The organism is Cognatundibacterium curvum, from assembly GCF_014284235.1.
Classification (GTDB): domain Bacteria; phylum Pseudomonadota; class Gammaproteobacteria; order Burkholderiales; family Burkholderiaceae_D; genus Undibacterium; species Undibacterium curvum.
Genome location: NZ_JACOGD010000005.1, coordinates 25,047 through 50,403 on the forward strand (window position 1 = coordinate 25,047; position 25,357 = coordinate 50,403).

The following is a 25,357-nucleotide window of genomic DNA, read 5'->3' on the forward strand; positions in this document are numbered from 1 at the left end:
GAATAAGCATGATTCAACAAGAAATTGAAATCGTTAATAAGCTGGGTTTGCATGCACGTGCGTCGGCAAAATTCACCCAACTCGCGAGTAAGTTCAAAAGTGAAGTCTGGGTAACCCGCAACGGACGCCGTGTAAATGGCAAGTCCATCATGGGTGTGATGATGCTGGCAGCTGGAAAAGGCAGCAAAATCCTGCTGGAAACCGATGGCCCCGAAGAACAGGCTTGTTTTGACGGACTGCTGGCTCTGATTAACGATAAGTTTGGTGAAGGCGAATAACAGCGCGAGATACACAGGGCACAGGCAGCCCGGCTGTCTGTCTCCTTAACCTGAGCTTACATCAGGGCACAATAACGAAAATTTGGGGGATACAGCATGGCATCATTTACATTGCAAGGCATCCCGGTTTCGCGTGGTATCGCGATAGGCAGGGCGCATCTGTTACGACCTGCTGCACTGGATGTGCAGCATTATCTGGTGGCTCAGGAGCAGGTTGAGGCCGAAGTGTTACGGCTGCAGGATGCGATTGCTCAGGTACATAAAGAATTACAGGCCATCTGGGCCGATCTTCCTCAGGACGCACCGACCGAGCTGGGTGCGTTTCTTGATGTCCACGCATTGATCCTGTCTGATCCCATGGTGTCAGAGGCGCCGCTCGATATTATCCGTACCCGTCATTACAATGCAGAGTGGGCCTTAGTCAGTCAGGTCGATGAATTGTCGGCCCAGTTCGATGAAATCGAAGACGACTATCTGCGTGAACGTAAAGCCGATATCCAGCAAGTGGCCGAACGTGTGCTCAAGGTGCTGACCGGCTCTGCCAACGCCGTTCCGCGCTCAGACGGTATTGATGAGCGCAGTGCCAATATGATCGTGGTCGCCAGAGATATCTCTCCGGCTGACATGATGCAATTCCGCGATGATGCTTTCAGTGGCTTTGTGACGGATGAAGGTGGACAAAATTCGCATACCGCCATCGTCTCGCGCAGTCTGGGCATTCCAGCCGTAGTCGGCATGGGCAATGCGTCGCGCCTCATTGAGCAGGATGACTGGCTGATTATAGACAGCGATGCCGGCGTGGTGATTGTGGCACCGACGACTCAGGTGCTGGAGCAATACCGCGAGCGCCAGAGCCAGTTACTGCGGCAAAAGAAAAAGCTGTCGAAACTGAAGAAAACGCCTGCCATCACGCAGGATGGCGTCGAAATCACACTGCTCGCCAATATCGAATTGCCTGAAGATACCGCGCATGCGATGGATGCCGGCGCCAGTGGCGTTGGCCTGTTCCGCTCCGAATTCCTGTTCATGGAACGCAGTGGGCACGAACATAAATTGCCCACGGAAGATGAACAGTTTGCCGCTTACAAGGCAGCCGTGACTGGCATGAAGGGACGACCAGTCACCATACGCACCCTCGATGTCGGTGCTGATAAACCCTTGGACGCGAGTGAGCACCAGATACTGAATCCGGCCCTGGGCTTGCGGGCAATACGCTACTGCTTGTCTGAACCGCAGTTATTCATGACGCAGCTGCGTGCCATTTTGCGGGCTTCTGCATTTGGACCAGTCAAAATGCTGATCCCTATGCTGGCGCACAGCATGGAAATCGAACAGTCGCTGGCGTTGATTGCGCAGGCGAAAGCTGAGCTGAGCGCGGAAGGCATCGCTTTTGACGCGGCGATACCGGTTGGTGCCATGATAGAAATTCCCGCTGCAGCGCTGGCCTTGCCTATGTTTGTCAAAAAACTGGATTTTCTGTCGATAGGTACCAATGATCTGATTCAGTACACGCTGGCGATAGACCGGGCTGATCATGAGGTTGCGCATCTGTATGACGATTTGCATCCGGCTATTCTGCAATTGATGCAGATGATAGTCAGTACTGCTGATAAAGCAGAGATACCAGTCTCGATTTGCGGTGGTATGGCAGGCGATATCCGTCTGACCCGCTTACTGATCGCCATGGGTTACCGCGAGTTATCCATGCCTGCTGCTTTATTACCAGAAATCAAACAGGCGGTCTTGAATACCACCCTGGAAAATCTGCAGGCACCATTGAAGAAAATTTTACGCAGTTTTGATCCCCTGCAAATACGGGAGCATCTGGCGGCAATGGAGCAAGCCGGCTAGCCGCTGTCCGGGTGGAAGCCCGATTCCACAGCTGTTGTTTGACGGCAGCGCCGGACTTGTTTATCCTTACTCAGTAGCGCCGATTTGAGAATCAGCTTGCGGGCGCTTTCCGGATATCTTCCGGATGATAAATACGGCTAAAGCGAGCTTGAATGCAGCTTATCCTTCCCCATTCAGCCCACCTTTTAGCCTTCCTTCACAGTTATTTTGACGGGATATTCCCGATGGAAGAGTGTATGTCTGACTCCCCCGGATCTGTAGGCATCGTGACGCCACAAGCGTTTCGTTTCGAACAGCCACTGGCATTGCAAAGCGGTGCCAGTATCGCCGGTTACACCTTGATGGTGGAAACTTATGGTGAACTGAATGCGGATAAATCCAATGCCGTTTTAATTTGTCACGCCTTGAATGCCTCGCATCATGTGGCTGGTGTGTATGCCGATCAGCCGAAAAATCTGGGTTGGTGGGACAACATGGTAGGCCCCGGAAAACCGGTCGATACCACGCGCTTCTTTGTGATCGGTATCAATAATCTGGGTTCCTGTTTCGGCTCGACTGGCCCTATGCATGAAAACCCGGCGACTGGCAAACCGTATGGCGCAGATTTTCCAGTGATTACCGTGGAAGACTGGGTCAATGCGCAGGCGCGGGTCGCTGACCAGTTTGGGATACAACAGTTTGCTGCTGTGATGGGTGGTTCGCTGGGTGGTATGCAGGCGCTGGCCTGGAGTATTTTGTATCCGGATCGCTTGCAACATTGCGTGGTAATCGCTTCCACACCCAAACTGTCCGCTCAGAATATTGCCTTCAATGACGTAGCGCGTCAGGCAATACTGACTGACCCGGATTTTCATGGTGGTGATTTTTATGCCCATCAGGTAGTGCCGCGCCGTGGTTTGCGGGTGGCCAGGATGATAGGTCATATCACTTATTTATCCGATGACGACATGGCGGAAAAATTTGGTCGTGATCTGAAGAGCGGAGATTACCAGTTCGGTTACGGCGTCGACTTTGAAATTGAATCCTATCTGCGCTATCAGGGCGATAAGTTCTCAGACTACTTCGATGCCAATACCTATTTGCTGATTACCAAAGCGCTGGATTACTTTGATCCGGCGCGCCATACCGCTGGCGATCTGGCGCAGGCTTTGGCGCAGACTAAGGCGAAGTTCCTGATTGCCTCATTCACCACAGACTGGCGCTTCTCACCTGAACGCAGCCGTGAAATCGTTCGTGCCCTGGTCAGCAACCGCCGTACAGTGACGTATGCAGAAATCGATGCACCACATGGACATGATGCCTTCCTGCTGGATGATGCACGTTACCTGAACCTGGTCGGCGCTTATTTTGACCGTATAGATGCAGAGTTGAAAGGACAGACAGCATGAATTTCGCAGAATTGAACCAGCTACGTCCCGACCTGGCTTTTATCGCTGATTGGGTGCAAGCAGGCTCGCAAGTGCTGGATGTAGGTTGCGGCGATGGCGTGATGCTTGATTATCTGCAGACAGATAAGCAATGCAGCGGTTACGGTATAGAAATCGCCGATGATAAAGTACTGGCCAGCGCGAAGCGCTATGTGAGTGTGATTCAGCAGGACATGGAGCATGGACTGGGCATGTTTAATGACAATGCCTTTGATACCGTGCTGTGTTTATCCTCGCTGCAGATGATGAAGCATGTAGAACCCTTGTTGCGCGATATCGCCAGGGTAGGGCGCGAAGCGATCGTTTCTTTCCCTAATTTTGGTTACTGGCCACATCGCACCGCTTTATTACTCGGCAAAATGCCCGTGTCGAAATCTTTACCTTATCAGTGGTACGACACGCCTAACGTGCGTTGCGCCACGATTTATGATTTTGCTGATCTGGCCAATGAAGTCGGCCTGGAAGTCATGCAATGCGTGGCTTTGCATGAAGGGCAGCCTATCCATGTATTACCCAACTGGCGCGGCAGTCTGGCGGTATTCCGTTTGCGTAAGAAAAACAGCTGAAGCCGCATTGAGCACGTTCACGGGGAGTGTGAAGTGTGAAACTTTGCCATACTTTGCTTGAAAACCGGCAAGGCTGTTACCATCTTGTTTCCATTTCCCATGAATGTACGTTTATGAAGCCACCCTATTTGAAATCAATGCTGGCAACATGCCTGAGTCTCACGCTGGGCCTGGCGATTCCGGTGCTTGCGCAGGACAACACGCAGCATGAGGGTGTCAGCGTCGGCAATATGTCTATCATGCGCAAGTTTGCGCCTACCGGTACCTTGGAAAAACAAGCTGCTGCACAGTACACTCAGACCTTGCAACAGGCACAGCAGCAACGTGCCTTGGGTCCGGATGACCACCCGCAAGTCATACGTTTACGCAGCATCGCCAAAAAGCTGATTCCGTTTGCGCTGCCTTGGAATGAACGCGCCAAAGACTGGAAATGGGAAGTGAATTTGCTGGGTTCCAAGCAAATTAATGCGTATTGCATGCCAGGTGGCAAAATTGCTTTTTACAGCGGTATCCTTGATATCCTGAAGCTCACCGACGATGAAGTTGCGATCGTGATGGGACATGAAATCGCGCATGCCTTGCGTGAACACGGCGCTGAGCGTGCGGGCAAAGCTGCTGTCGCTAATTTTGGTGTAAAACTGGCAGAAATTTTTGCTGCTGCCAAAGGTTATGATCCTTCTATCGCGGGTTCGGTGGCAGGCGGAGTGGCGAATGTCAGTATGCTTAAATTTTCACGCGATGATGAAACTGAGGCTGACGTGGTTGGTTTGGAAATTGCGGCCCGTGCTGGCTATGATCCGCGTGCTGGTGTGAGCCTGTGGCAAAAGATGGGCATGGTCAATAAAAACTCGCCCCCGCAGTGGTTATCCACCCATCCTGCCGGAAAAACACGCATTGATGAAATCCGTCGGCATTTTCCTGAAGTAATGCCTTTATATGCACGTGCAAAATCGCTGCCTTTGGACCGGATTCCTGCTTACCAAACTAATGTAAAAGGCATAGCACCAATTAGTTATCCATAAAAAGGATGGACGGCAGCGTGCCGTCTGTGCGCTCGTCTTCTGAGGACTTTAGCCCCATGTCATGAAAATTAATTTTCATGACATGGGGCTTTTCTCATGAAAAGTCGGTAAAATCCGGGTAATACGTCAAAATAATGACAAAAATGTTAACTTTGTGGTGTGTATGTGACATATTTTTTGCAGAAAAACCACTTTGTCATCATCCTTTCATAATTGGGTGTAACACTTTGTAAGATGCAAAAATTTCTGTGCTAGACTTATTTCACATATCAATATATCTGTTTCAGTAAGTTTGCAAAGCAGCAAATTTTTTGTTGAAGATGCCCCAAAAAGAGACGATGTCAGAAATCGTCTGTTTTTTTGTTCCGAAAAGCAATCGTTTGCGCAATATGAAAAAGTAGCTTTTTCTGCAGTTGCACAAAGTATAGCAATCGTTTGCGCCTGATCGGATCAGGTCCTTGGGATAGGGGCTATCACCGAAATGAAATAGTTATAGCAGACTCAATAGTTTTCAAAAAACCGTTAGACGGTCATACAAAGTGTGGTGATGGAGATGTCATCAAGCTGTGTTGAAGGCTTGAGATGATAGACAAGGTTTAACGCAATCTTTATTTATCTGTAATCTGATCAGGAGCAGTCAATGAAACAAACTAAGCAATCGTCTGCGTTTCCATCGCGTTTGTCGATGGTCGCAGTAGCATGCCAGATCGCATGCCTGGGCATGTCTTCCGCTTATGCGCAGCAAGCCACTACCAGCAATGATCCGGTAGATTCTAAACAAGTTACTATTACTGGCAAAAAAGTCGGTATGGGTTTGATGGTGCAGGAAAACGCACCTAAAGCACGCAGCACAATCACAGCAGAAGAACTGGCTAAACAGCGTCCAACCGGTAATGCGTATGAAGCATTGGAACTGATGCCAGCGGTTAACAGCTACAACTACGATGCGACTGGTTTGTTCGGTGGTGGTCTGACACTGCGTGGTTTCAACAGCGACCAGATCGGTGCAACCATCAATGGCGTTCCGGTTAATGATTCCGGTAACTTTGCAGTTTACCCGCAAGAATTTGTGGATCAGGAAAATACTTGCACCCAATTTGTGACTCAGGGTTCGACCGATGTGGATTCTCCACAAATCGGTGCGACCGGTGGTAACTTCGGTATCACAACTTGCGATCCATCCAAAGAAAAACGTTTCCGCTTCATGCAGACAGTCGGTGGCTTGCACCTGACTAAAACCTATATGCGTTACGACACCGGTATGGTGTTGGATAACAAAGCGCGTTTCTTCATTTCTTATTCCAACGCACAAGCCGACAAATGGAAAGGCGATGGCGGCGCACGTCGTGACCACGTCGACATGGGTTTCCGTACTGACTTCGATCGCTTCAACTCTGTTTCCGGTACCATCCTGTACAACCGTGCAGTGAATCAGAACATCAGTTCTTTCAGCTTGGCTGATTTGAACAAAAACGGCTACTACTACGATTATTCGACAAAGTTCATTGGCCATGTAACACCGACCAAGGGTAAAGCAGATAACGACCCAAGTCAGGCAAATGCAGACTCTTACTACATGTTGACGCAAAATCCGTTTGAAAACGTGATTGCATCCACTACCATCAAAGCACGTTTTGGTGAAAATACCGACGTAAAAGTTATTCCTTACTACTGGTATGGCTATGGTAACGGTGGTGTACAACAAAAACTGGTCTCTGAAGGTGGTTTCCTGAATCCGGCCACTGGCAAAAATACGGTTGGCGTAGACCTCAATGGCGACGGTGATACTTTGGACAAAGTCATCGTTGCAAACGCGAGTGTGACACGTACCAATCGTCCTGGAGTTACCGCTTCTTTGACACACCAGTTCGATAACCATCAGGTATTGGTTGGCTTCTGGTACGAACGTGCAACACATGAGCAATTTGGTCCTATGGTTGCAGTTGGTGCAAATGGTGAGTCTGCAGATATCTGGTTGAAAGAAGGCCGTATTCTCCGTCCTGACGGTACACCATACCAGTCCCGTGACTGGAAAACGATCAGTACTGGCTATCAGATTTTTGCTCAGGACACCATCAGCCTGATGAATGATGCGTTGACATTGAACTTCGGTGTACGTGCTCCTACCATGAAGCGTGACTTCACAAACTTCGCGAATGAAGGCGCAGGCACCAGCTACAACATCAGCAAGTCTTATTCTGAAATTTTGCCGCAATTGGGCGCGCGCTACCAGATCGATAACAACAATCAGGTATTCGCAAGTCTGGCAAAAAATATGAAAGCACCGCCAAATTTCATCTATGCGACGACTGGTAATGTCGTACTGGTGAATGGTGTAGCTACAATGCCAGTTGACGTAAAAGCTGAAACATCCTTCAATCTGGATTTAGGCTATCGTCATCAAAGCGACAAGCTGACAGGTCAGGTAACTGTATATGCAGTTGATTTCCGTGATCGTCAGGCTACAGCCTATGACGTTGTTACGAACACCAGCAGCCTGACCAGTGTCGGCAAAGTCAAGACTAAAGGTTTCGAGGTTGAACTGGGTAACACTCCAGTCAATGGCTGGTCGTTCTACAGCTCTTTAGGCTACGCGAAATCTGAAATTCAGGCAGATTTGCCAGTCAATAAAACAGCATCTTTACCAACAGCAGGTAAAGAAATGACTCTGACACCGAAGTACAAAGCAGGTCTGAGTGCTCAGTATGAGACCAGTGTGTGGTATGCACGTTTGAAAGCTAAATACACAGGTAAACAATGGGCAACCATGACCAATGATGAATTGGTTCCTGCTTACACTTTGGTTGGTTTTGATGCTGGTTATCAGTTCCCAAATACAGGTTGGATGAAAAAGCCGACTTTGCGTTTGAACGTAGCTAACCTGTTGGACAAACAATACCGTAATCCATCCAGCTTCAATGTAACGAATGCTCAGGCATACGGTACAGCTGGTGCGAAAACTGTGTTCTACTACCTCGGTGCTCCACGCTTCACATCGATCACTTTCTCCGCAGATTTCTAATCTGTTCTGAGTCAGTATCCTGCTGCTGTCTTTAGCAGCAGACATTTCAGAAGGTCTGCAAATCTCAGGGTTTGCAGACCTTTTTTCTTGCTATTCCGGAGTCATGATGTATTCATCCAAAATTCTTTCAGTCAGCCTGTTAGCCTTGTTGTTACCCGCTTGCGCGCTGAAACCAGCAGCACCTGAGCAGGTGACCATATTCAGTATCAACGATTTTCATGGCAACTTGCAGTCAGAACAGCCGGTACCGTATCAGTACACACAGAACCACAATGGTAAGGTCGTCAATGGTGCGGCCGGTGGCTATGCGTATCTGGCCGCTAAATTGAAGGAGCGGCGCGCTGCAGTAGGTGCCAGTATTCTGGTCGGTGCAGGCGATTTGATGGGGGCATCACCGATGGGTTCCGCTTTGCTCAAGGACGAACCAGTGGTTGAAGCACTCAACCGTATCGACTTAAGTGTAACGGCCGTTGGCAATCATGAGTTTGATTCCGGTACTGCAGATCTGATGCGCCGTATCCAGGGCGGCTGCCCGCAGACAGGCTGCGCTTTTAGCGACTTCAGCGGTGCACGCTACGCTTATCTGGGCGCGAATGTGATCGACAAAACGACCCGGCAAGCCTGGTTGCCGCCTTATGTAGTACGCCAGGTGGGTAATCTGAAAATCGGTTTTATCGGTGCCGTGACTGCGGATGTGCCTAACCTGGTCGCAGGCGATGCAGTGAAGCAACTGGAATTTGAAGATGAAGCAAAGGCGATCAATCGCTATGTGCCTGAACTGCAAAAGCAGGGTGTAGACGCAATCGTTGTGTTGATCCATGAAGGTGCCAATTTCAAAGGTTCAGAGAATGATCCGACTTATCGCTGCGAAGGTTTGCAGGGACCTGTCATAGGTATTGCCAATCGCATCGACCCAGCAGTGAGTCTGATTGTGTCCGGACATTCACATCAGGGCTACACCTGTAAAATCGGCAACAAACTGGTGGTGCAAGGACGGAGTTATGGGGCATTTTTAACAGAGTCAACGCTGAGTATCGATAAGGCGAGCCGGCGTGTAGTCAAAGCGGAAGCAGTCAACCATCTGATCGATCAGCAGCAAATTGTGCCGGACGCTGCTGCGCAAAAGCTGGTGGCTGAAGTCTCGCGCCTGACAGCATCGATGCGCTCACGGCCAGTGATCAGCTTGAATAAACCATTGCTGCGTTTTAGTCAGGACAAAGTGTTCGACAGTACGCTGGGTAATCTGATCGCTGACGCGCAATTGCATCATGCTCAGCATATCGGTCAGGCGGATATCGCATTCATGAATTCCGGTGGCATACGCAACGACCTGCCCTCAGGCGTGAATACCAGCCCAGTACAAGTCAATTTTGGTGACCTGTATGCGGTGCAGCCTTTTGGTAACGGTGTTATCCGTTTAAAAATGACGGGCGAGCAGATTCGTCAGGTTTTACAGCAACAATGGCAAAACCGGCTTGCCGGCGAGGTCAAAAAACTGTTTGTGTCTGATGGCTTTAGTTATGAATGGCACCAGAAAGCAGTTGCGGCGGAACAGATACAGAACCTGCGCCTGCATGGTGAATTGCTGTCCAATGAAAAAATGTATACCGTGATTGTGAACAGCTTTCTTGCCGACGGTGGTGATGGATTTACCGTATTCCGGCAGGCCAGTGAGCGTGCCCTGATCGGACGTGACCTCGATGCGATGGAGTCATACATCCGCGAAGCTGGTCGAAAAATAGAGCAAATACCGGTCAACCGGGTAATCCTGAAATAAAAAAAGGCTGGAATTTTCCAGCCTTTTTTTCAACAGTTAGTTGCCTGAGGTGCTAATTGTTCAGACCTGATATTGAATAATCAGCGGCGAGTGGTCTGAAAAACGTTCATCCTTGTAGATACTCGCTGCGTGCGCTTTTTCTGCAATACCCGGTGTTACCACCTGATAGTCGATACGCCAGCCTACGTTATTTGCCCAAGCCTGACCGCGGTTACTCCACCATGTATAGCATTCACTGGTGGTATCCGGATGCAGCCGACGGTAGGCGTCGACCCAGCCTAATTCATCAAACACCTGCGTCATCCAGGCGCGTTCTTCAGGCAGGAAGCCGGAATTTTTTTGATTGCTTTTCCAGTTTTTCAAATCAATTTCTTTGTGTGCGATATTCCAGTCGCCACAAATCACCAGCTCGCGTCCTTCCGCTTTCAATGCAGCCAGATGCGGCAGAAATTCTGCCATAAAGCGGAACTTTGCTTCCTGTCTTTCAGGAGACGAAGAGCCGGATGGGCAATAGACAGAAATGACGGACAGATTGCCAAAGTCGCAGCGCACATAGCGCCCCTCAGCATCGAACTCCGCGCTGCCAAAACCTATGTGGACCTTATCTGGCTGCTGTTTACTGTACACACCGGCACCGGAATAGCCTTTTTTCTCTGCATAATGAAAATGACCGTGAAAACCATGTGGATTCAAAAAATCTAACGTCATATCCGTAGCCTGTGCCTTGAGTTCCTGCACACAAACAAAGTCAGGATCTTCTTTTCTCATCCATTCAAAAAAACCTTTTTTAGCAGCAGAGCGGATGCCGTTCAGATTGGCGGAGATGATTTTTTTCATAGGATGAATACTAAAGGAAAGGATAAAGCCTGATGGCTTGCGAATTGAGATGAAGCGAACAAGAGTAGCGCGTAAAGCTTGCCGCCTGCTTGAGTTAGTGTGACTGCTTATTGATCAAGTTGAAACGTCGAGAGTGGGGGCGGCGCTGTTGAAAATAAATAAATCCAAATTCAATCCAGTCTTAAATGTCCTGAAACTGGAAGACGGAAAATCATTCAAATTGTAACGTATTATAAAATTATCGTTGATATCAGGTAGCATCAAGGGAATTTCATCCATCCGCTAAATTCATTTTTGGTTCAGCCCCAGATTATATAATATCGTTTTTCCTGCCAATAAAAGTTAATAGATTTTTAATCTCGTAACTTATCCAATCATTGTTTTTGATGTATTCCACAGTTATATCCCAAGTAAACATCTTTTTTCCCATACAACAAGGTCGGGTGCATGTATGAATCCGCATGAAACACATCCGTGCAACTTTAAGGCACCCATACTTAGTATTTGGAAAAATCGCCGCCTGATTTTGCAAATGACTCAGCGCGAAGTCGTCGGTCGCTATAAAGGCTCTTCTATGGGATTGGCATGGTCATTTTTGCACCCCGCAATTCTATTGATGGTCTATACCTTTGTTTTTTCGGTTGTATTTAAGTCCCGTTGGGGAGGTAGTGAATCGCAAAGTCAGACTGAGTTCGCTATTTTGCTCTTTACTGGAATGATCGTGCATGGCTTGTTTGCGGACGTGATCAATCGCTCACATGCTGTGATTACTTCAAATACAAATTTCGTCAAACGTGTGATATTTCCGTTAGAAATTTTACCAGTGATTACGCTGGGTGCTGCGTTGTTTCATAGCGTAATCAGTGTTGCTGTTTTACTGGTGGGATATTTACTTTTCAATGGGTTTTGGCATTGGACAATTGTGTTTTTGCCTATCGTGTTCCTGCCACTTATTATCGTTTCTTTAGGTGCGGCCTGGTTCCTTGCCTCATTAGGTGTATTCCTGCGTGACGTTGGTCAGACAGTCGGCATCATTGCCATGGTGTTGATGTTTCTCTCGCCAATTTTCTATCCTATCAGCGCTGTTCCGCCAATTTTTCAAAAGTGGTTAATGCTGAATCCGCTGACTTTTATCATTGAACAAGCGAGAAACGTGATTTATTGGGGTCTCATGCCCGAATGGACCGGTTTGGGTATGTATACGGCGGTTGCCAGCATCATTGCATGGGTAGGATTTGTTTGGTTTCAGAAAACCAGAAAAGGATTTGCAGATGTACTCTGATAGTAATGCAATCAGTGTCAGTGGATTGGGCAAATACTATCAAATGTATGGCACGCCAGCTGACAGGTTAAAACAGTTTATTTTTCCTAAGATAAAGAATCTGTTCGGCATCAGGTCTGAAAATTATTTTCGTGAATACTGGTCTTTGAAAGATATAAATTTCGAGATAAAAAAAGGTGAGACGGTCGGTATTATCGGGCGCAATGGATCTGGTAAGTCCACTTTATTGCAAATCATCTGTGGAACACTGACTCCCAGTACAGGCCAGGTCCGCACCGATGGACGCATAGCTGCATTGCTGGAACTCGGATCTGGATTTAATCCGGAATTTACCGGGCGTGAAAATGTACATATGAATGCGGCTGTGCTTGGCCTCACAGCAGAGCAAATACAAGCAAGATTCAAAGATATTGAAGCCTTTGCTGACATAGGCGAATTCATAGAGCAACCAGTGCGTACATACTCCAGTGGCATGATGGTGCGACTGGCATTTGCTGTCATTGCTCATGTTGATGCCGATATTCTGATCATCGATGAGGCGCTGGCGGTGGGAGACGCCTTCTTCACACAAAAATGTATGCGCTTCCTGCGTGACTTCATGAAAAACGGAACGGTTCTTTTCGTCAGTCACGATACCGGTGCTGTGAAGAACCTGTGTAACCGCGTAATCTGGCTGGAAAAAGGCAGTTTGATAGAGCAGGGTCATCCAAAAGAAGTGTGTGCATCCTATCTGCAGGCTTATTATGAAGCGCAGCAAGGAAAGAGTGACACAAAGAAATTGAAAACGGTACGCAAAGCTGAGCCCGTTTCGTTTCGTGATCAACGTCAGGATTTTGTCAACGCAAGTAACTTGCGTAACGATTTGCGCATATTTGCATTTGATCATGATGCTTCCGCATTTGGACAAGGTGGAGCGCAAATTAAGAGTGTTGAATTTAGCGACGTGAATGGCAAGCCCTTAAATTGGGTGGTGGGCGGAGAAATCGTCACCTTAAAAATATATGCCCAGGCGCATCAGGAGTTAGTCAACCCTATCGTCGGATTTTCCATTAAGGATCACAGAGGCCAGGCATTATTTGGAGATAACACCTATCTGAGCTACGCAGATGCATCAATGTCTTGTGATGCAGGAAGTGATCTGGAAGCAGAATTTACGTTTGCCATGCCAATACTGCCAGCGGGTGACTATAGCGTTGGTGCTGCTATTGCAACTGGAACTCAGGAAATGCATGTTCAGCATCATTGGTTACATGATGCACTTATTTTTAAATCGGAAGCAAGCTCAGTGGCTACTGGCTTGATGGGAATTCCTATGCAAGACATTAAATTGACAACCAGAGATTGATGAAATGGAAAATATTCTTAAATTTACTGGTGAACGATATGTACCCGAAATCAATGGCAATATTGAATTGGAACATATACATCGATATGTACAAGCCAGCACATTAGCAAAGGGAAAAATTGTGCTGGATATCGCCAGTGGTGAAGGGTATGGATCTGCTCTTTTAGCTGAGTGCGCGCAACAGGTTTATGGCGTTGATATCTCAAATGAAGCGGTTCAGCATGCAACTGCGCGCTATAACAAAGCGAATCTGGAATATCGCGTTGGAAGTTGTGCGGCGATTCCACTGGCTGACGCCAGTGTCGATTTGGTCGTCAGTTTTGAGACCATAGAGCACCATGATCAGCATGAAGAGATGATGCTTGAAATTCGACGTGTTCTGCGTCCAGATGGCCTGTTACTGATTTCCAGCCCAGATAAGCATTTTTATACTGACTTGCCTGGGATTGAAAATGAATATCATGTTAAAGAATTATATGAACATGAATTCAAAGAATTGCTAAATAAGCATTTTTCTTATACCAAATTTTTTGGACAAAAGCTGATTTATGGTTCCGGGATTTTCGCAGAGTCCGACAGTACTGGCTTGATCACTCATCGCCGTGAAGAAGGACAGCTTCAGACTCAGAGTGGCATGCGTTGTCCGCTATATTGGATTGCATTGGTTTCAAATGCTGCCCTACCCGAGTTCGCTACCAGTTTTCTTGAGCAAGATGTTGAGCATTCGGATACCTATCAGTCGATAAAAATAGCCTTAGATCATCGTGTCGAAGATATTGCGCAGCATAAAAAGTGGATAGCACATCTGGAACAGGATATTGCGGAACTTAATCGGGTTCAGGAACGCAATTTAGCAGAGCATAAAAATCAAATTTCTGTTCTGACTGAACAAAGCGAGGAATTGCAGCGTAGCTTGTTATCCATAAAAAGTGAAAGAGATGCTGCGTTCGCGCAAGTAGTCGAAATTCGTGCCAGTACAGCCTGGAAATTAAGTGCACCATTGCGCTGGCTAATACATTTAAGTAAAGGAAATGTGACACCGCTTTGGAATGGTATTAAGTTCATTGTTAGCCGTTCGCGCATCTTAGTGCCTAAGCCACTTTATAACTTGCTTGGTGCATCTTGGTCTAAGGTAATGAATTTAACCGCAGTTGCACCACATTCAAGTATGAATCAGGGAACAATTGCAGATATCGTCAAAGAGCGTTGCGAAACGATGCAGCAGTCACTGGCAGTTTGCCTGCCACCTGCACTTAAACCGGAACAGTTACCACGTATCGATATCAGTATCGTGACCTATAACAACGGCCGATGGATAGAGGCGTTTACCAATTCATTATTGGCACTCAATTACGATAAAAAGTTAATCAATTTATATTTTGTAGATAACGCGTCTACAGATGATACGGTTAAGCAGTTGCGGATTTTTTCGCAAAGATTAGTTGAACATGGCTTGACAGTTGAGATTCTTGAAAGAGAAAACAGAGGTTTTGGCGCAGGGCATAATGCCGGAATTCGGGCTGGGAAAGCACCATATTGCCTGGTCACGAATATTGACTTGACCTTTGAAAGAAATGCTTTACTGAATATCGTGTCTTCAGCACAGGCGGACACAGACAGGGCAGCGGCTTGGGAATTGAGACAAAAGCCTTATGAACATCCCAAGTATTACGACCCGATTACCGGCAGTACCAGCTGGAATTCCCATGCCTGCGTGTTATTGCGACGGTCTGCATTGGAACGCATCAAAGGTTACGATGAAACGCTGTTCATGTACGGTGAAGACGTAGAGCTATCTTATCGTTTGCGCAGGGCTGGGTATGTATTGCGATATTGCCCTCAGGCAGTTGTATGGCATTACACCTATGAAAGTGCCGGGCAAGTTAAGAAGCTACAGTACACGGGCAGCACTTTTGCTAATTTGTATTTGCGATTGAAGTATGGGAATTTTTGGGACGTGATGGCAGTTCCCATATTAAGCCTGAGATTAATGATGGCAAATGAGGCCTATCCCGGCTCGCGCTTCGACGTATTTAAAAATCTGTTCCGTCTGGTCTTACTGACACCAAAAGTTTTATTTTCCCGTTCTTCGAGTAAGGTAAATTTCCCTTTCCGTGCATGGGATTTTGAAATGATACGTGACGGTGCTTTTATAGAGCAACATGCCCTGCCAGAGCCACCGCCCCTGGTCAGTGTTATTACCCGTACTTATCGTGGTCGTGAACACTATCTGCGTCAGGCAATTGTTTCTGTAGCGCGTCAGACCTATCCCAACATAGAACATATTATTGTTGAGGATGGCGGTAACACCGCAGAGGAACTGATCGCAGGTTTGCGTGGAAATGTGCCTCTGCCACTGCGCTATTTTGGTTTAGAAAAGTGTGGGCGTTCTGCAACTGGTAATTATGGAATGCAGCAGGCAAATGGTCGTTGGTGCTTATTCTTAGATGATGACGACTTACTTTTTTCGGATCATGTCGAAGTACTGGTGCATGCGCTGACAGACCAGCCTAAGGCGAGTGCTGCCTATAGTCTGGCATGGGAAATAATGACCGATAGCAGTCAGATAAACGATGGCTATTACGAGGAATGCAGCTATCAGGTGCCAGACGCATTACGCCAGAATTATGATTATCAGATTCTGCGTCATCATAACTTTTTTCCGATACAGTCCGTACTGTTTGAGCGTTCATTGTTTGAGCAACGTGGCGGATTTGACGAGGATATGGAAGCGTTGGAAGACTGGACCCTATGGGTGCGCTACGCACACAATAATGAGTTTATCTACGTACCGAAACTGACATCCATGTACCGTACTCCTATGGATCCTGAACAGGTAAAAAAACGCTGCGATGCGTTTAGTGCAGCTTATCCTGTTGCACTCGCACGAAATATTTCGAGGACACAGGCGATTGATGAGCAGTTCGTTGTCGATACGAATAAATCAATTGGATGAAGGTATATTTGAGTTTCCATCGCATCGCCAGCTTTAAAGTTGGGAAGTAAATTTGATGCTAATTGGACACTTTAAAGGAAATGCTGGAAAATTTATAAATCAAATATTTCTTAATAGCCGAGTGTTAAATTGATATGGTAAACACGCGACCTTGCGCTAAATAAGTATGAAATGAGATATGAATAGTAAATAGTGTTGTGTAACTATTTGGTGGTTAACTTTTTATCTGCATATTTTCCAGCCTATGTTGGAAAAATTAAACGTGCACAACAAACTGCATTCAAAATTCCAGACAAGTTGCGCGAAGCCCAGGTTGTTTGATGATGCCACTTCGAAATGGCATCATCAAATTCCGTATTTATCGCTTCGGCTTTAACTCTAACGCTTTCTTTTCTATTAAGTGCCACGACACGGCAGCCAGTAACAGCGTAATCAAACTGACGAGAAGCAAGTACGGCAGTATGCTCATTTTTGGGAAAAAATGCGCAATCGTCTGTTGCACCGGAAAGGCATAGATATAAATTCCATACGAGTAATCGTATTGTGAAAGTCTACCCAGCCAATTGCTGGTGGCGAGTCCAAAGCCTAAGGCTAATACCGGAATCGCCAGCTCTGCACCGATTGCAAACAGTTCTGGCCATCGGCTCAGGCAGATCCAGGCTATCATCGTGACACCAAGTGTTGTTACTGATGAAGGATTAAATTTGTAACGGCAAAATGCGGAGCCTATCCAGAAATAGACACCACAAGTAATGACAGCTCTCAAATCAGAACGATAAATAATAATCGGATCGACAGAGACGGTGGACCAGGTTTTTGAAAAGTACATTAACAGAGCGATAATAATTAGCCAGAAGAAACGTGGTAACTTAGCGATCCCTATCAGCGCAACGACCAGGTACATAAAGAATTCAACGGGTAAGCTCCAAATCGACCCATTAACTGCATGCGGATAAATATTCGTTGTGAATACGCCTGGTAAGCTAAACGTTATGTATAGAAATAAATTTTCAAAAAAATAATGCCATGCTTGAGGATGGGCTAAGTAGTCCGTCAAGCGCAATGTGCTTAACAATGGCCCTAAGATAAAAGTGCTGACAGCAAGACATACAGCTAGTCCGGGAAATATCCGCAATGCCCTGCGCGCTAAAAAGCGATAAAGATGGGGATCACGTTCCCAACTCTGGGTGACCAGATAGCCACTCACCGCAAAAAATATAGAAACGCCTAAAGGGCCTAGTCTCGTGTAATTCATGAAAACTGGTTCAGGTAAGCCCATTAAAGCGAAGCTGTGCCCAAACAGCACCAGTCCGGCAGAAAACCATCGGAGTGCAGTTAAATTATTGTAATGATTCACAAAAGTACCGTCCAAATTGTAATTGATTGACTTATTTAGTCTCTCAGGAAGACTGAGTGACCTTTGATGTCGGCAGATGAAAATGAACTAAGCGCAGAAACTGTAGGATCAGGTCTGTCATATCTTTACATGTCTGGAAACCTTGGTTATGCCTCAGGTTCAGGCATTCTTCAATTGAAGGATAAAATCAGGTGATCACGCATTCAGATACGGGGCCGAAGAAATGCCATGAAAGTCAGGCCAGCCACTTGATTGATTACACCTGCGTGTACTGAATTCAGTGGCTGGCTGAGTATTGACTGCCTGGCAGGGCAGATTCCCCGCTTTTCATTCCTGGTGAGTTTGGCCTGGACAAGCTAGCTGTAGCACATTTATTTAGCGCCGTACTTATCCCTATACGCAGCTACCGCATCTTTATGCTGGGTCAGTTCTGTACCGGCACCTGCTGCGGACAGGTAGTCAAACAAATCGTTCAGATTGCCGATAGAAACGACAGGCATGTTGTAAGTCTGGCTGACTTCCTGCACCGCTGAATGTGCTGACAGCGCATCGTCCTTACCCGACCTTTCCATACGGTCGAGTGCGATCAGTACGGCAGCAGGCGTGGCACCGGCAGCGCGTATCATGTCTACCGATTCACGCACCGAAGTACCGGCGGAAATCACGTCGTCGATAATCACGACACGGCCCTTTAACTGGGCACCCACGATAGTGCCACCTTCGCCATGGTCTTTGGCTTCTTTGCGGTTATACGCGAAAGGAACATTGCGGCCCCGTGCTGCCAGAGCGACAGCGGTTGCGCTGGCCAGCGTGATGCCTTTATAGGCTGGGCCAAACAGCATGTCGAATTCCACGCCAGAGTTAATCAGCGTGTCGGCATAGAAGGCCGCGAGCTTACCCAGATTCGCGCCATCATTGAACAGACCTGCATTAAAAAAATACGGCGACAGGCGACCTGCCTTAGTGACGAATTCGCCGAAGCGGATTACACCCGCATCGACAGAAAAACGAATAAATTCCTGACGTAAGTTACTCATCAATATCTCCTCTTAGCCTGCGAGTTTCTTACGCAGTAATTCATTGACCTGGGCAGGATTGCCTTTGCCCTTAGTCGCTTTCATGGCCTGACCGACCAGTGCATTAAATGCCTTCTCTTTACCGGCGCGGAATTCATCGACCGATTGCTGATTAGCAGCCATGACTTCATCAATAATTTTTTCCAGTGCACCGACATCAGAAATCTGCTTGAGGCCTTTGGCGTCGATAATCTGATCGGCCAGATTCAGGTCGGTACTGCCAGCCTGCCACATACCGGCAAACACTTCTTTGGCGATCTTATTGGAAATCGTGCCATCGGCAATACGTTGCAGCAGTATGCCACTTTGAGCGGAACTGACAGGAATAGCGGCAATATCCACGCCTTCACGATTCAGGGTAGATGCCACATCGCCCATCATGAAGTTAGCTGCTGTTTTCGCGAGGCTCACACCCGCGGTCTCTACCAGCGCGACATAGTAATCCGCCATGCCTTTAGACTGGGTCAGCACGGTCGCATCGTATTCTGGCAGCGCGTATTGTTCAACAAAACGCTGGCGCATCGCAGCTGGCAATTCCGGCATGGTTTTGCGGACTTCATTGATCCAGGCTTCGCTGATGCGCAGCGGTGGCAGATCCGGGTCAGGGAAGTAGCGGTAATCCTGAGAATCTTCTTTACTGCGCATGGAGCGGGTGACTTTTTTGTCCGGATCGTACAGACGGGTTTCCTGTACTACGCGGCCGCCATCTTCGATCAATTCGATCTGACGTCTGACTTCGTAATTGATCGCTTCTTCGAGGAAGCGGAAAGAGTTGAGGTTTTTGATTTCGCAGCGGGTACCGAATTCCTGTTGGCCGACCGGGCGTACCGAGACGTTGGCGTCGCAACGGAAGGAGCCTTCCTGCATATTGCCATCGCAAATGTCCAGCCACATCACCAGTGAGTGCAGGGCCTTGGCATACGCTACAGCCTCAGTCGCGCTGCGCATCACAGGCTCAGTCACGATTTCCAGCAACGGAGTACCGGCACGGTTCAGATCGATGCCCGTCATGCCCTGATAATCTTCGTGCAAAGATTTACCGGCATCTTCTTCCAGATGGGCGCGGGTTAGCTGTATCTGATGTACTTCCGCTTTGCCGTCTTTTTCCACGATGCAGGGGACATAGCCGCCTTGTACTACCGGGATTTCAAACTGGCTGATCTGATAGCCTTTTGGCAGATCCGGATAAAAGTAGTTTTTACGTGCGAAGATGGATTCCGGCGCGATGGTGGCACCGACGGCCAGACCAAACTGTATCGCCTTTTCCACTGCACCTTTGTTCATGACTGGCAGTACGCCGGGCAGAGCCAGATCAACCGGGCTGGCCTGAGTGTTCGGTTCTGCGCCGAATTGGGTGGATGAACCACTGAAAATTTTGGAGTGGGTTTTGAGCTGCACATGTGTCTCAAAACCGATAACGACTTCCCATTGCATATGTATTCCTTCGTATCTGGTTGGCGCTGACAGACGCTGTTGTCTGCCAGCTGCACCTGACTGAGTCGCCGCTGAGAGCCACTGTCGTGGCTTACGCTATCAGTCAAGCTATATGTTTGAGCACTTATTCCGGGCTGCGCTGATGCCAGTCTGTGACTTGCTGATACTGATGCGCGATATTGAGTAACTTCGCTTCCGCAAAATAATTTCCTATCAGTTGCAGACCTACCGGACGACGGGCATTTTTGTCACCCTGACCGAAACCGCAAGGGATAGACATACCAGGCAAGCCAGCCAGACTGGTTGACAAGGTGAAAATATCAGCCAGGTAATTCGCCAGCGGATCATCGGATTGTGCGCCGATGTCCCAGGCTACCGTCGGTGCTACCGGTCCCATAATCACATCGCACTGTTCAAAGGCTGTGGCGAAATCCTGTGCGATCAGACGGCGGATTTTTTGCGCCTGCAGATAGTAGGCGTCATAGTAGCCATGCGACAGCACATACGCGCCAACCAGAATACGGCGTTTCACTTCAGCGCCAAAACCTTCGGTACGTGACTGGCGATACATATCATCCAGGTCGGTATAGCTGGCAGCGCGGTGGCCATAACGTACACCGTCGAAACGTGACAGATTAGACGATGCTTCCGCCGGCGCAATCACATAGTAAACCGGGATAGACAGTTCTGTTTTTGGCAGCGAAATATCGACCAGGGTCGCGCCCAGCTTTACATACTGGTCCAGTGCCGCGCGTACTGCTAACTCCACGTCCGGTGCCAGTCCGGCGCCAAAGAATTCTTTTGGTACACCGATGCGCAAGCCTTGCAGTGACTGATGCAAATCGCGGTTAAAGTCTTCCGGCTGACGTTCCAGTGAGGTCGAATCTTTGTCATCGAAACCGACCATGGCGTTCAGCAGCAAGCCGCAATCTTCTGCTGTTTGCGCCATCGGGCCGCCCTGATCCAGTGAAGAAGCAAAGGCGATCATGCCATAGCGCGACACGCTGCCATAAGTAGGCTTGATGCCGGTGATGCCGCAGAACGAAGCTGGCTGGCGGATAGATCCACCGGTATCGGTGCCGGTGACAGCCGGTGCCAGTCGCGCAGCAATCGCTGCTGCTGAGCCACCCGAAGAACCGCCCGGCACAGCGGATTTATCCCAGGGATTACGTACCGGGCCAAAATACGAGTTTTCATTCGACGAACCCATCGCGAATTCATCGCAGTTCAGCTTGCCCAGCGTGACCATGCCAGCCTGCGCCAGTTTGTCGACTACGGTCGCATCGAAAGGGCTGACATAATTTTCCAGCATGTGCGAGCCGGCGGTAGAGCGCAGATTGCGGGTCACGAAAATATCTTTGTGGGCAATCGGGATGCCAGTCAGTGCTGTGGCTGTGCCCGCTGCGATACGTGCATCCGCAGCCGCAGCCTGTTGCAGTGTCAGTGCTGTATCTACATGCAAAAACGCATTCAGATCACTGGCGGCGATACGGTCAAGAAAATGTTGGGCCAGTTCAGTGGCGCTGACCTGCTTGCTTTGCAGCATGGCAGATAATTGTGCGAGAGTTTTGGTATGCATAATTAATTCCGGAATACTTATTCGATGACCTGAGGAACCAGGTAAAGGCCATCCTGGGTCGCAGGAGCAGGTTGCTGGTAGGCTGCGCGTTGATTGCTTTCGGTGACGACGTCTTCACGCAGACGCAAAGCCAGCTCAGGCAGCAAAGCTGCGATCGGGTGACTCAGGGGCGCGACGCCCGTGGTGTCGATGGCTTTCAGTTGTTCAGCCAGAGAGAAAATGCCATTGAGCTTTTCCAGGGTGGAATCGGCTTCAGGGCCAGATACATTCAGCTTTGCCAGTTTGGCAATGCGCGTTACATCATCAAGTGTCAGTGACATAGTTAATCGGCGTTCGCACGCATCAAAGTGTCAAAAAGGGGATCAGTGGCCCGGTACAAATTATCGGAAAATGCGCGAAATTCCGTGGCAGAGAGCGAAGTTTTTAAAATCGGTCTGCGCTTAATTTTGCATCAAAGCCAATTAATTATTTATAAACATCGATATGAGCACTTTTAGGCATTGGTATCGAGTAAATTTAAGAAGATTATAAGGTAGAATGATGGGTTAATGCCCTAAATGGCACGCTAAATCCTGTAAGTCGATGCAGAATGGATTTGTCAGCGCAACGCCGTGTGCCCTAGGGAGAAAAAATTCCGTGGCTCAGCCCATCAGCGCGGCTGGACACCTCAATAGTTAAATACAGGACAATACATGTTTGGTTTTTTACGTAGTTATTTCTCGAATGATCTCGCAATCGATCTGGGTACCGCAAATACGCTGATTTATGTCCGTAGCCAGGGTATCGTCCTGGATGAGCCTTCCGTTGTGGCGATACGCCAGGAAGGTGGCCCTAACGGTAAAAAGACGATCCAGGCCGTCGGTAAAGAAGCAAAGCAAATGCTGGGTAAGGTACCTGGCAATATCGAAGCCATCCGTCCGATGAAAGATGGCGTGATCGCTGATTTCACCGTGACTGAGCAAATGCTCAAGCAGTTCATCCGCATGGTGCATGACACCAAGTTCTTCAAGCCTTCCCCACGTATCATCATCTGCGTTCCTTGCGGTTCTACCCAGGTTGAGCGCCGTGCTATCCGTGAATCGGCGCTGGGCGCAGGTGCTTCCCAGGTGTATCTGATTGAAGAACCGATGGCAGCAGCGATCGGTGCCGGTCTGCCGGTTTCTGAAGCGACCGGTTCCATGGTGGTTGATATCGGTGGCGGTACAACTGAAGTCGGTATTATTTCGCTCGGCGGTATGGTCTACAAAGGCTCGGTACGTGTTGGTGGTGATAAGTTTGATGAAGCCATCGTCAATTACATCCGTCGCAACTACGGCATGCTGATCGGCGAACAAACCGCAGAAGCAATCAAAAAAGCGATCGGTTCTGCTTTCCCGGGTTCCGAAGTCAAGGAAATGGAAGTCAAAGGTCGCAATCTGTCCGAAGGTATCCCGCGTTCGTTCACGATTTCCAGCAATGAAATTCTGGAAGCACTCACAGATCCGCTGAACAATATCGTTTCTGCCGTTAAAAATGCGCTGGAACAGACGCCGCCGGAACTGGGTGCGGACATCGCAGAAAAAGGCATGATGCTGACCGGTGGTGGTGCTTTGCTGCGCGATCTGGACCGCCTGCTGATGGAAGAAACCGGCTTGCCAGTGATCGTTGCAGAAGATCCGTTGACCTGCGTGGTACGTGGTTCCGGCATGGCGCTGGAACGCATGGATAAGCTGGGTTCGATTTTCTCTTACGAGTAATCTGAACAGCAGACTGTCCGTGGCAAACATAACATGGACAGTCACTGAACATATTGCAGAGCCGGCTGCTGATCTGTCGGCTTTTTGCTTTCAGGAGCACAGACTGCACTGGCTGTACTGCGGTCGGGACGGGCCAACCGGTTTTTGTTGATGGATACAGTATGGATTACAGTCCGCCACCACTTTTCAAACAAGGCGCATCAGCGCGTGCCCGCGCCATTTTTTTTGCTGTCCTGGCGATCTTCCTGTTAGTTGTTGATTCCCGTCTCAAGTCCCTGAACCTGGTACGTCAGGTGGTCGGTACTGTGTTATATCCGGTACAGATGCTGGCTGTGCTGCCGAGCCAGGCAGCCCGTGATATGTCGCATTATTTTGTGAGCAGCAGCGAATTGCAGACAGAAAACGCGCGCATACGGCGGCAACAGACCCAGCATGCCGATGCCTTGCAGCAGAGTGCCCAGTTACAGGCAGAAAATGCCCATTTACGCCGCTTGCTGGATGCGCGTGAACGCCAGCCAGTCAAGTCGGTGCTGACCGAAATTATCTACGATGCACGCGATCCTGCTACCCGTAAAGTCATCGTTGACCGGGGTATCAAGGATGGAATTGCAACTGGCCAGCCGGTAATTGATGATCAGGGTGTGGTCGGTCAGGTGACGCGGGTGTTTCCGCTCACAGCAGAGGTCACTTTGCTGACTGACAAAAATCAGGCGATACCGGTACAGATATTGCGCAATGGCTTGCGCAGTGTGGCCTATGGCCGTGGTCAGTCGCCGTATCTGGACATGCGCATGACCGCCAATGCTGACGTACAAAAAGGCGATCTGCTGGTGACTTCCGGTCTGGACGGCATTTATCCGCCAGGTCTGGCGGTTGGTAAAGTCGAACAGGTGGAAAACAAAGCGAGTTCGACCTTTGAAAACATCATCTGCCTGCCTGCCGCTGGTGTCGACCGCAATAAGCAATTACTGGTACTGCAAGTCACGATGGATAATCTGCCCAAGCCGGATACCGAAGACGTGCGCGCCAAAAAAGAAAAAATTAACCGTCGTGTTACACGCGACAGTCTGCCAGTCGCGAACGATATCAAACCAGTTGATCAGAACCCGGCCGCACAGCCAGCTTCGCGTGAGGCACAGTCGCCGCCAGCTGACAGCGTGAAACCTGCTGCTGCAGCAGCACCAAACCCGAATGCCACAGTGCCGTCACCGAATACTGCAGCATTGCCGGTAAAAGAAGCGGCCGCCAAAGTGAGCGGCAAAGATGAAAGAAAGGATGCGCCGAAATGACCCACCCGCATTACATCCTGTTGCCGGTGAATCCGCTGTTTATCGCCTTCAGTTTTGCATTTGCCTTCCTGCTTAATTTCCTGCCCTGGGGTTCCGCCATGGGGGTGCCGGATTTTGTGGCGCTGGTGCTGGTATTCTGGACTATCCATCAACCGCGTAAAGTCGGCATAGGTGTTGCGTTTGCGATGGGTTTGCTGATGGATGTGCATGATGCGATTCATCTGGGTGAAAATGCACTGGCCTATACCTTGTTATCCTATTTTGCGATCACTATCCATCGCCGCGTATTGTGGTTTGCACCATTGACGCAAGCGCTGCATGTGTTTCCACTGTTTTTATTTGTACAGAGTCTGCAGATAGCGGTACGTCTGATCGTTGCACCAGATGCGCATTTTCCGGGCTGGCTGTATTTTGCACAGAGTCTGGTCACGACCGCACTATGGCCAATAGCCGGTTATCTGTTACTCGCGCCGCAGCGTCGCGCCATCGACAAAGATGACACACGTCCAATCTGAGTCTGCCT

Annotated in this window: 19 protein-coding genes; 13 read left to right on the forward strand and 6 right to left on the reverse strand. The window is 48.7% G+C overall.

Annotated features, from left to right (window positions below; all coding sequences use genetic code 11):
* Positions 1-8: 8 nt before the first annotated feature.
* The 7 genes from H8K43_RS10320 (at position 9) to H8K43_RS10350 (ending at position 9,943) form a co-directional block, all read left to right on the forward strand.
* Positions 9-278: an HPr family phosphocarrier protein gene (locus H8K43_RS10320; RefSeq protein ID WP_162019144.1), complete on the forward strand. Its 270-nt coding sequence runs from the start codon at positions 9-11 to the stop codon at positions 276-278.
* 96 nt (positions 279-374) lie between these two features.
* Entirely contained in the window at positions 375-2,129 is a 1,755-nt protein-coding gene (gene ptsP, locus H8K43_RS10325; protein ID WP_186903771.1) for a phosphoenolpyruvate--protein phosphotransferase, read from the forward strand.
* Positions 2,130-2,365: 236 nt separating this feature from the next.
* On the forward strand, positions 2,366-3,517 hold the full coding sequence (metX, locus tag H8K43_RS10330; protein ID WP_230403857.1) for a homoserine O-succinyltransferase MetX: 1,152 nt from the start codon (positions 2,366-2,368) through the stop codon (positions 3,515-3,517).
* Positions 3,514-4,122, forward strand: coding sequence for a methionine biosynthesis protein MetW (gene metW, locus H8K43_RS10335; RefSeq protein ID WP_186903773.1), 609 nt, complete (start codon positions 3,514-3,516; stop codon positions 4,120-4,122). Before metX ends, metW begins: the two co-directional genes overlap by 4 nt.
* Positions 4,123-4,235: 113 nt before the next feature.
* Entirely contained in the window at positions 4,236-5,144 is a 909-nt protein-coding gene (locus H8K43_RS10340) for a M48 family metallopeptidase (protein ID WP_186903774.1), read from the forward strand.
* Positions 5,145-5,784: 640 nt separating this feature from the next.
* Positions 5,785-8,166 (forward strand): TonB-dependent receptor, encoded by a 2,382-nt coding sequence (locus tag H8K43_RS10345; RefSeq protein WP_186903775.1) that lies wholly within the window; start codon positions 5,785-5,787, stop codon positions 8,164-8,166.
* A gap of 103 nt (positions 8,167-8,269) precedes the next feature.
* The gene (locus tag H8K43_RS10350) at positions 8,270-9,943 is read left to right on the forward strand and encodes a bifunctional metallophosphatase/5'-nucleotidase (RefSeq protein ID WP_186903776.1); all 1,674 of its coding nucleotides are present in this window, start codon (positions 8,270-8,272) and stop codon (positions 9,941-9,943) included.
* Between the two features lie 60 nt (positions 9,944-10,003).
* Here H8K43_RS10350 and H8K43_RS10355 read toward each other — a convergent pair whose 3' ends face one another.
* A complete protein-coding gene (locus H8K43_RS10355; protein WP_186903777.1) occupies positions 10,004-10,780 on the reverse strand; it encodes an exodeoxyribonuclease III in 777 nt (258 codons plus the stop codon).
* A gap of 451 nt (positions 10,781-11,231) precedes the next feature.
* On the opposite strand from H8K43_RS10355, the gene H8K43_RS10360 reads away from it, so the two are divergent.
* Genes H8K43_RS10360 through H8K43_RS10370 form a run of 3 tightly spaced genes read left to right on the forward strand, consistent with a single transcriptional unit; the run spans position 11,232 to position 16,363 of the window.
* The gene (locus H8K43_RS10360; RefSeq protein ID WP_186903778.1) at positions 11,232-12,062 is read left to right on the forward strand and encodes an ABC transporter permease; all 831 of its coding nucleotides are present in this window, start codon (positions 11,232-11,234) and stop codon (positions 12,060-12,062) included.
* On the forward strand, positions 12,052-13,407 hold the full coding sequence (locus H8K43_RS10365; RefSeq protein ID WP_186903779.1) for an ABC transporter ATP-binding protein: 1,356 nt from the start codon (positions 12,052-12,054) through the stop codon (positions 13,405-13,407). Before H8K43_RS10360 ends, H8K43_RS10365 begins: the two co-directional genes overlap by 11 nt.
* Before the next feature lie 4 nt (positions 13,408-13,411).
* Positions 13,412-16,363 (forward strand): glycosyltransferase, encoded by a 2,952-nt coding sequence (locus H8K43_RS10370; RefSeq protein WP_186903780.1) that lies wholly within the window; start codon positions 13,412-13,414, stop codon positions 16,361-16,363.
* 358 nt (positions 16,364-16,721) lie between these two features.
* Here the strand turns inward: H8K43_RS10370 and H8K43_RS10375 are convergent, their stop codons facing one another.
* The 5 genes from H8K43_RS10375 to gatC form a co-directional block, all read right to left on the reverse strand.
* Positions 16,722-17,720, reverse strand: a complete 999-nt coding sequence (locus H8K43_RS10375; RefSeq protein WP_186903781.1) for an acyltransferase family protein — start codon at positions 17,718-17,720, stop codon at positions 16,722-16,724.
* 371 nt (positions 17,721-18,091) lie between these two features.
* Complete coding sequence (pyrE, locus tag H8K43_RS10380) at positions 18,092-18,757, reverse strand: orotate phosphoribosyltransferase (protein WP_186903782.1); 666 nt, start codon at positions 18,755-18,757, stop codon at positions 18,092-18,094.
* Positions 18,758-18,769: 12 nt separating this feature from the next.
* Positions 18,770-20,236, reverse strand: coding sequence for an Asp-tRNA(Asn)/Glu-tRNA(Gln) amidotransferase subunit GatB (gene gatB, locus H8K43_RS10385; protein WP_408058524.1), 1,467 nt, complete (start codon positions 20,234-20,236; stop codon positions 18,770-18,772).
* Positions 20,237-20,354: 118 nt separating this feature from the next.
* Entirely contained in the window at positions 20,355-21,809 is a 1,455-nt protein-coding gene (gene gatA / locus H8K43_RS10390) for an Asp-tRNA(Asn)/Glu-tRNA(Gln) amidotransferase subunit GatA (RefSeq protein WP_186903784.1), read from the reverse strand.
* Positions 21,810-21,826: 17 nt separating this feature from the next.
* Positions 21,827-22,129 carry an Asp-tRNA(Asn)/Glu-tRNA(Gln) amidotransferase subunit GatC gene (gene gatC, locus H8K43_RS10395; RefSeq protein WP_162019129.1) on the reverse strand — a complete coding sequence of 101 codons (303 nt, stop codon included), beginning with the start codon at positions 22,127-22,129 and terminating at the stop codon, positions 21,827-21,829.
* A gap of 372 nt (positions 22,130-22,501) precedes the next feature.
* On the opposite strand from gatC, the gene H8K43_RS10400 reads away from it, so the two are divergent.
* The 3 genes from H8K43_RS10400 to mreD all read left to right on the forward strand — a co-directional run bounded on the left by H8K43_RS10400 (position 22,502) and on the right by mreD (position 25,349).
* Positions 22,502-23,545, forward strand: coding sequence for a rod shape-determining protein (locus H8K43_RS10400; protein WP_110256286.1), 1,044 nt, complete (start codon positions 22,502-22,504; stop codon positions 23,543-23,545).
* A 161-nt stretch (positions 23,546-23,706) separates the two neighbouring features.
* Positions 23,707-24,834 (forward strand): rod shape-determining protein MreC, encoded by a 1,128-nt coding sequence (gene mreC / locus H8K43_RS10405; RefSeq protein ID WP_186903785.1) that lies wholly within the window; start codon positions 23,707-23,709, stop codon positions 24,832-24,834.
* Positions 24,831-25,349 carry a rod shape-determining protein MreD gene (gene mreD / locus H8K43_RS10410; RefSeq protein ID WP_186903786.1) on the forward strand — a complete coding sequence of 173 codons (519 nt, stop codon included), beginning with the start codon at positions 24,831-24,833 and terminating at the stop codon, positions 25,347-25,349. The genes mreC and mreD overlap by 4 nt, the downstream gene beginning before the upstream one ends.
* Positions 25,350-25,357 lie beyond the last annotated feature (8 nt).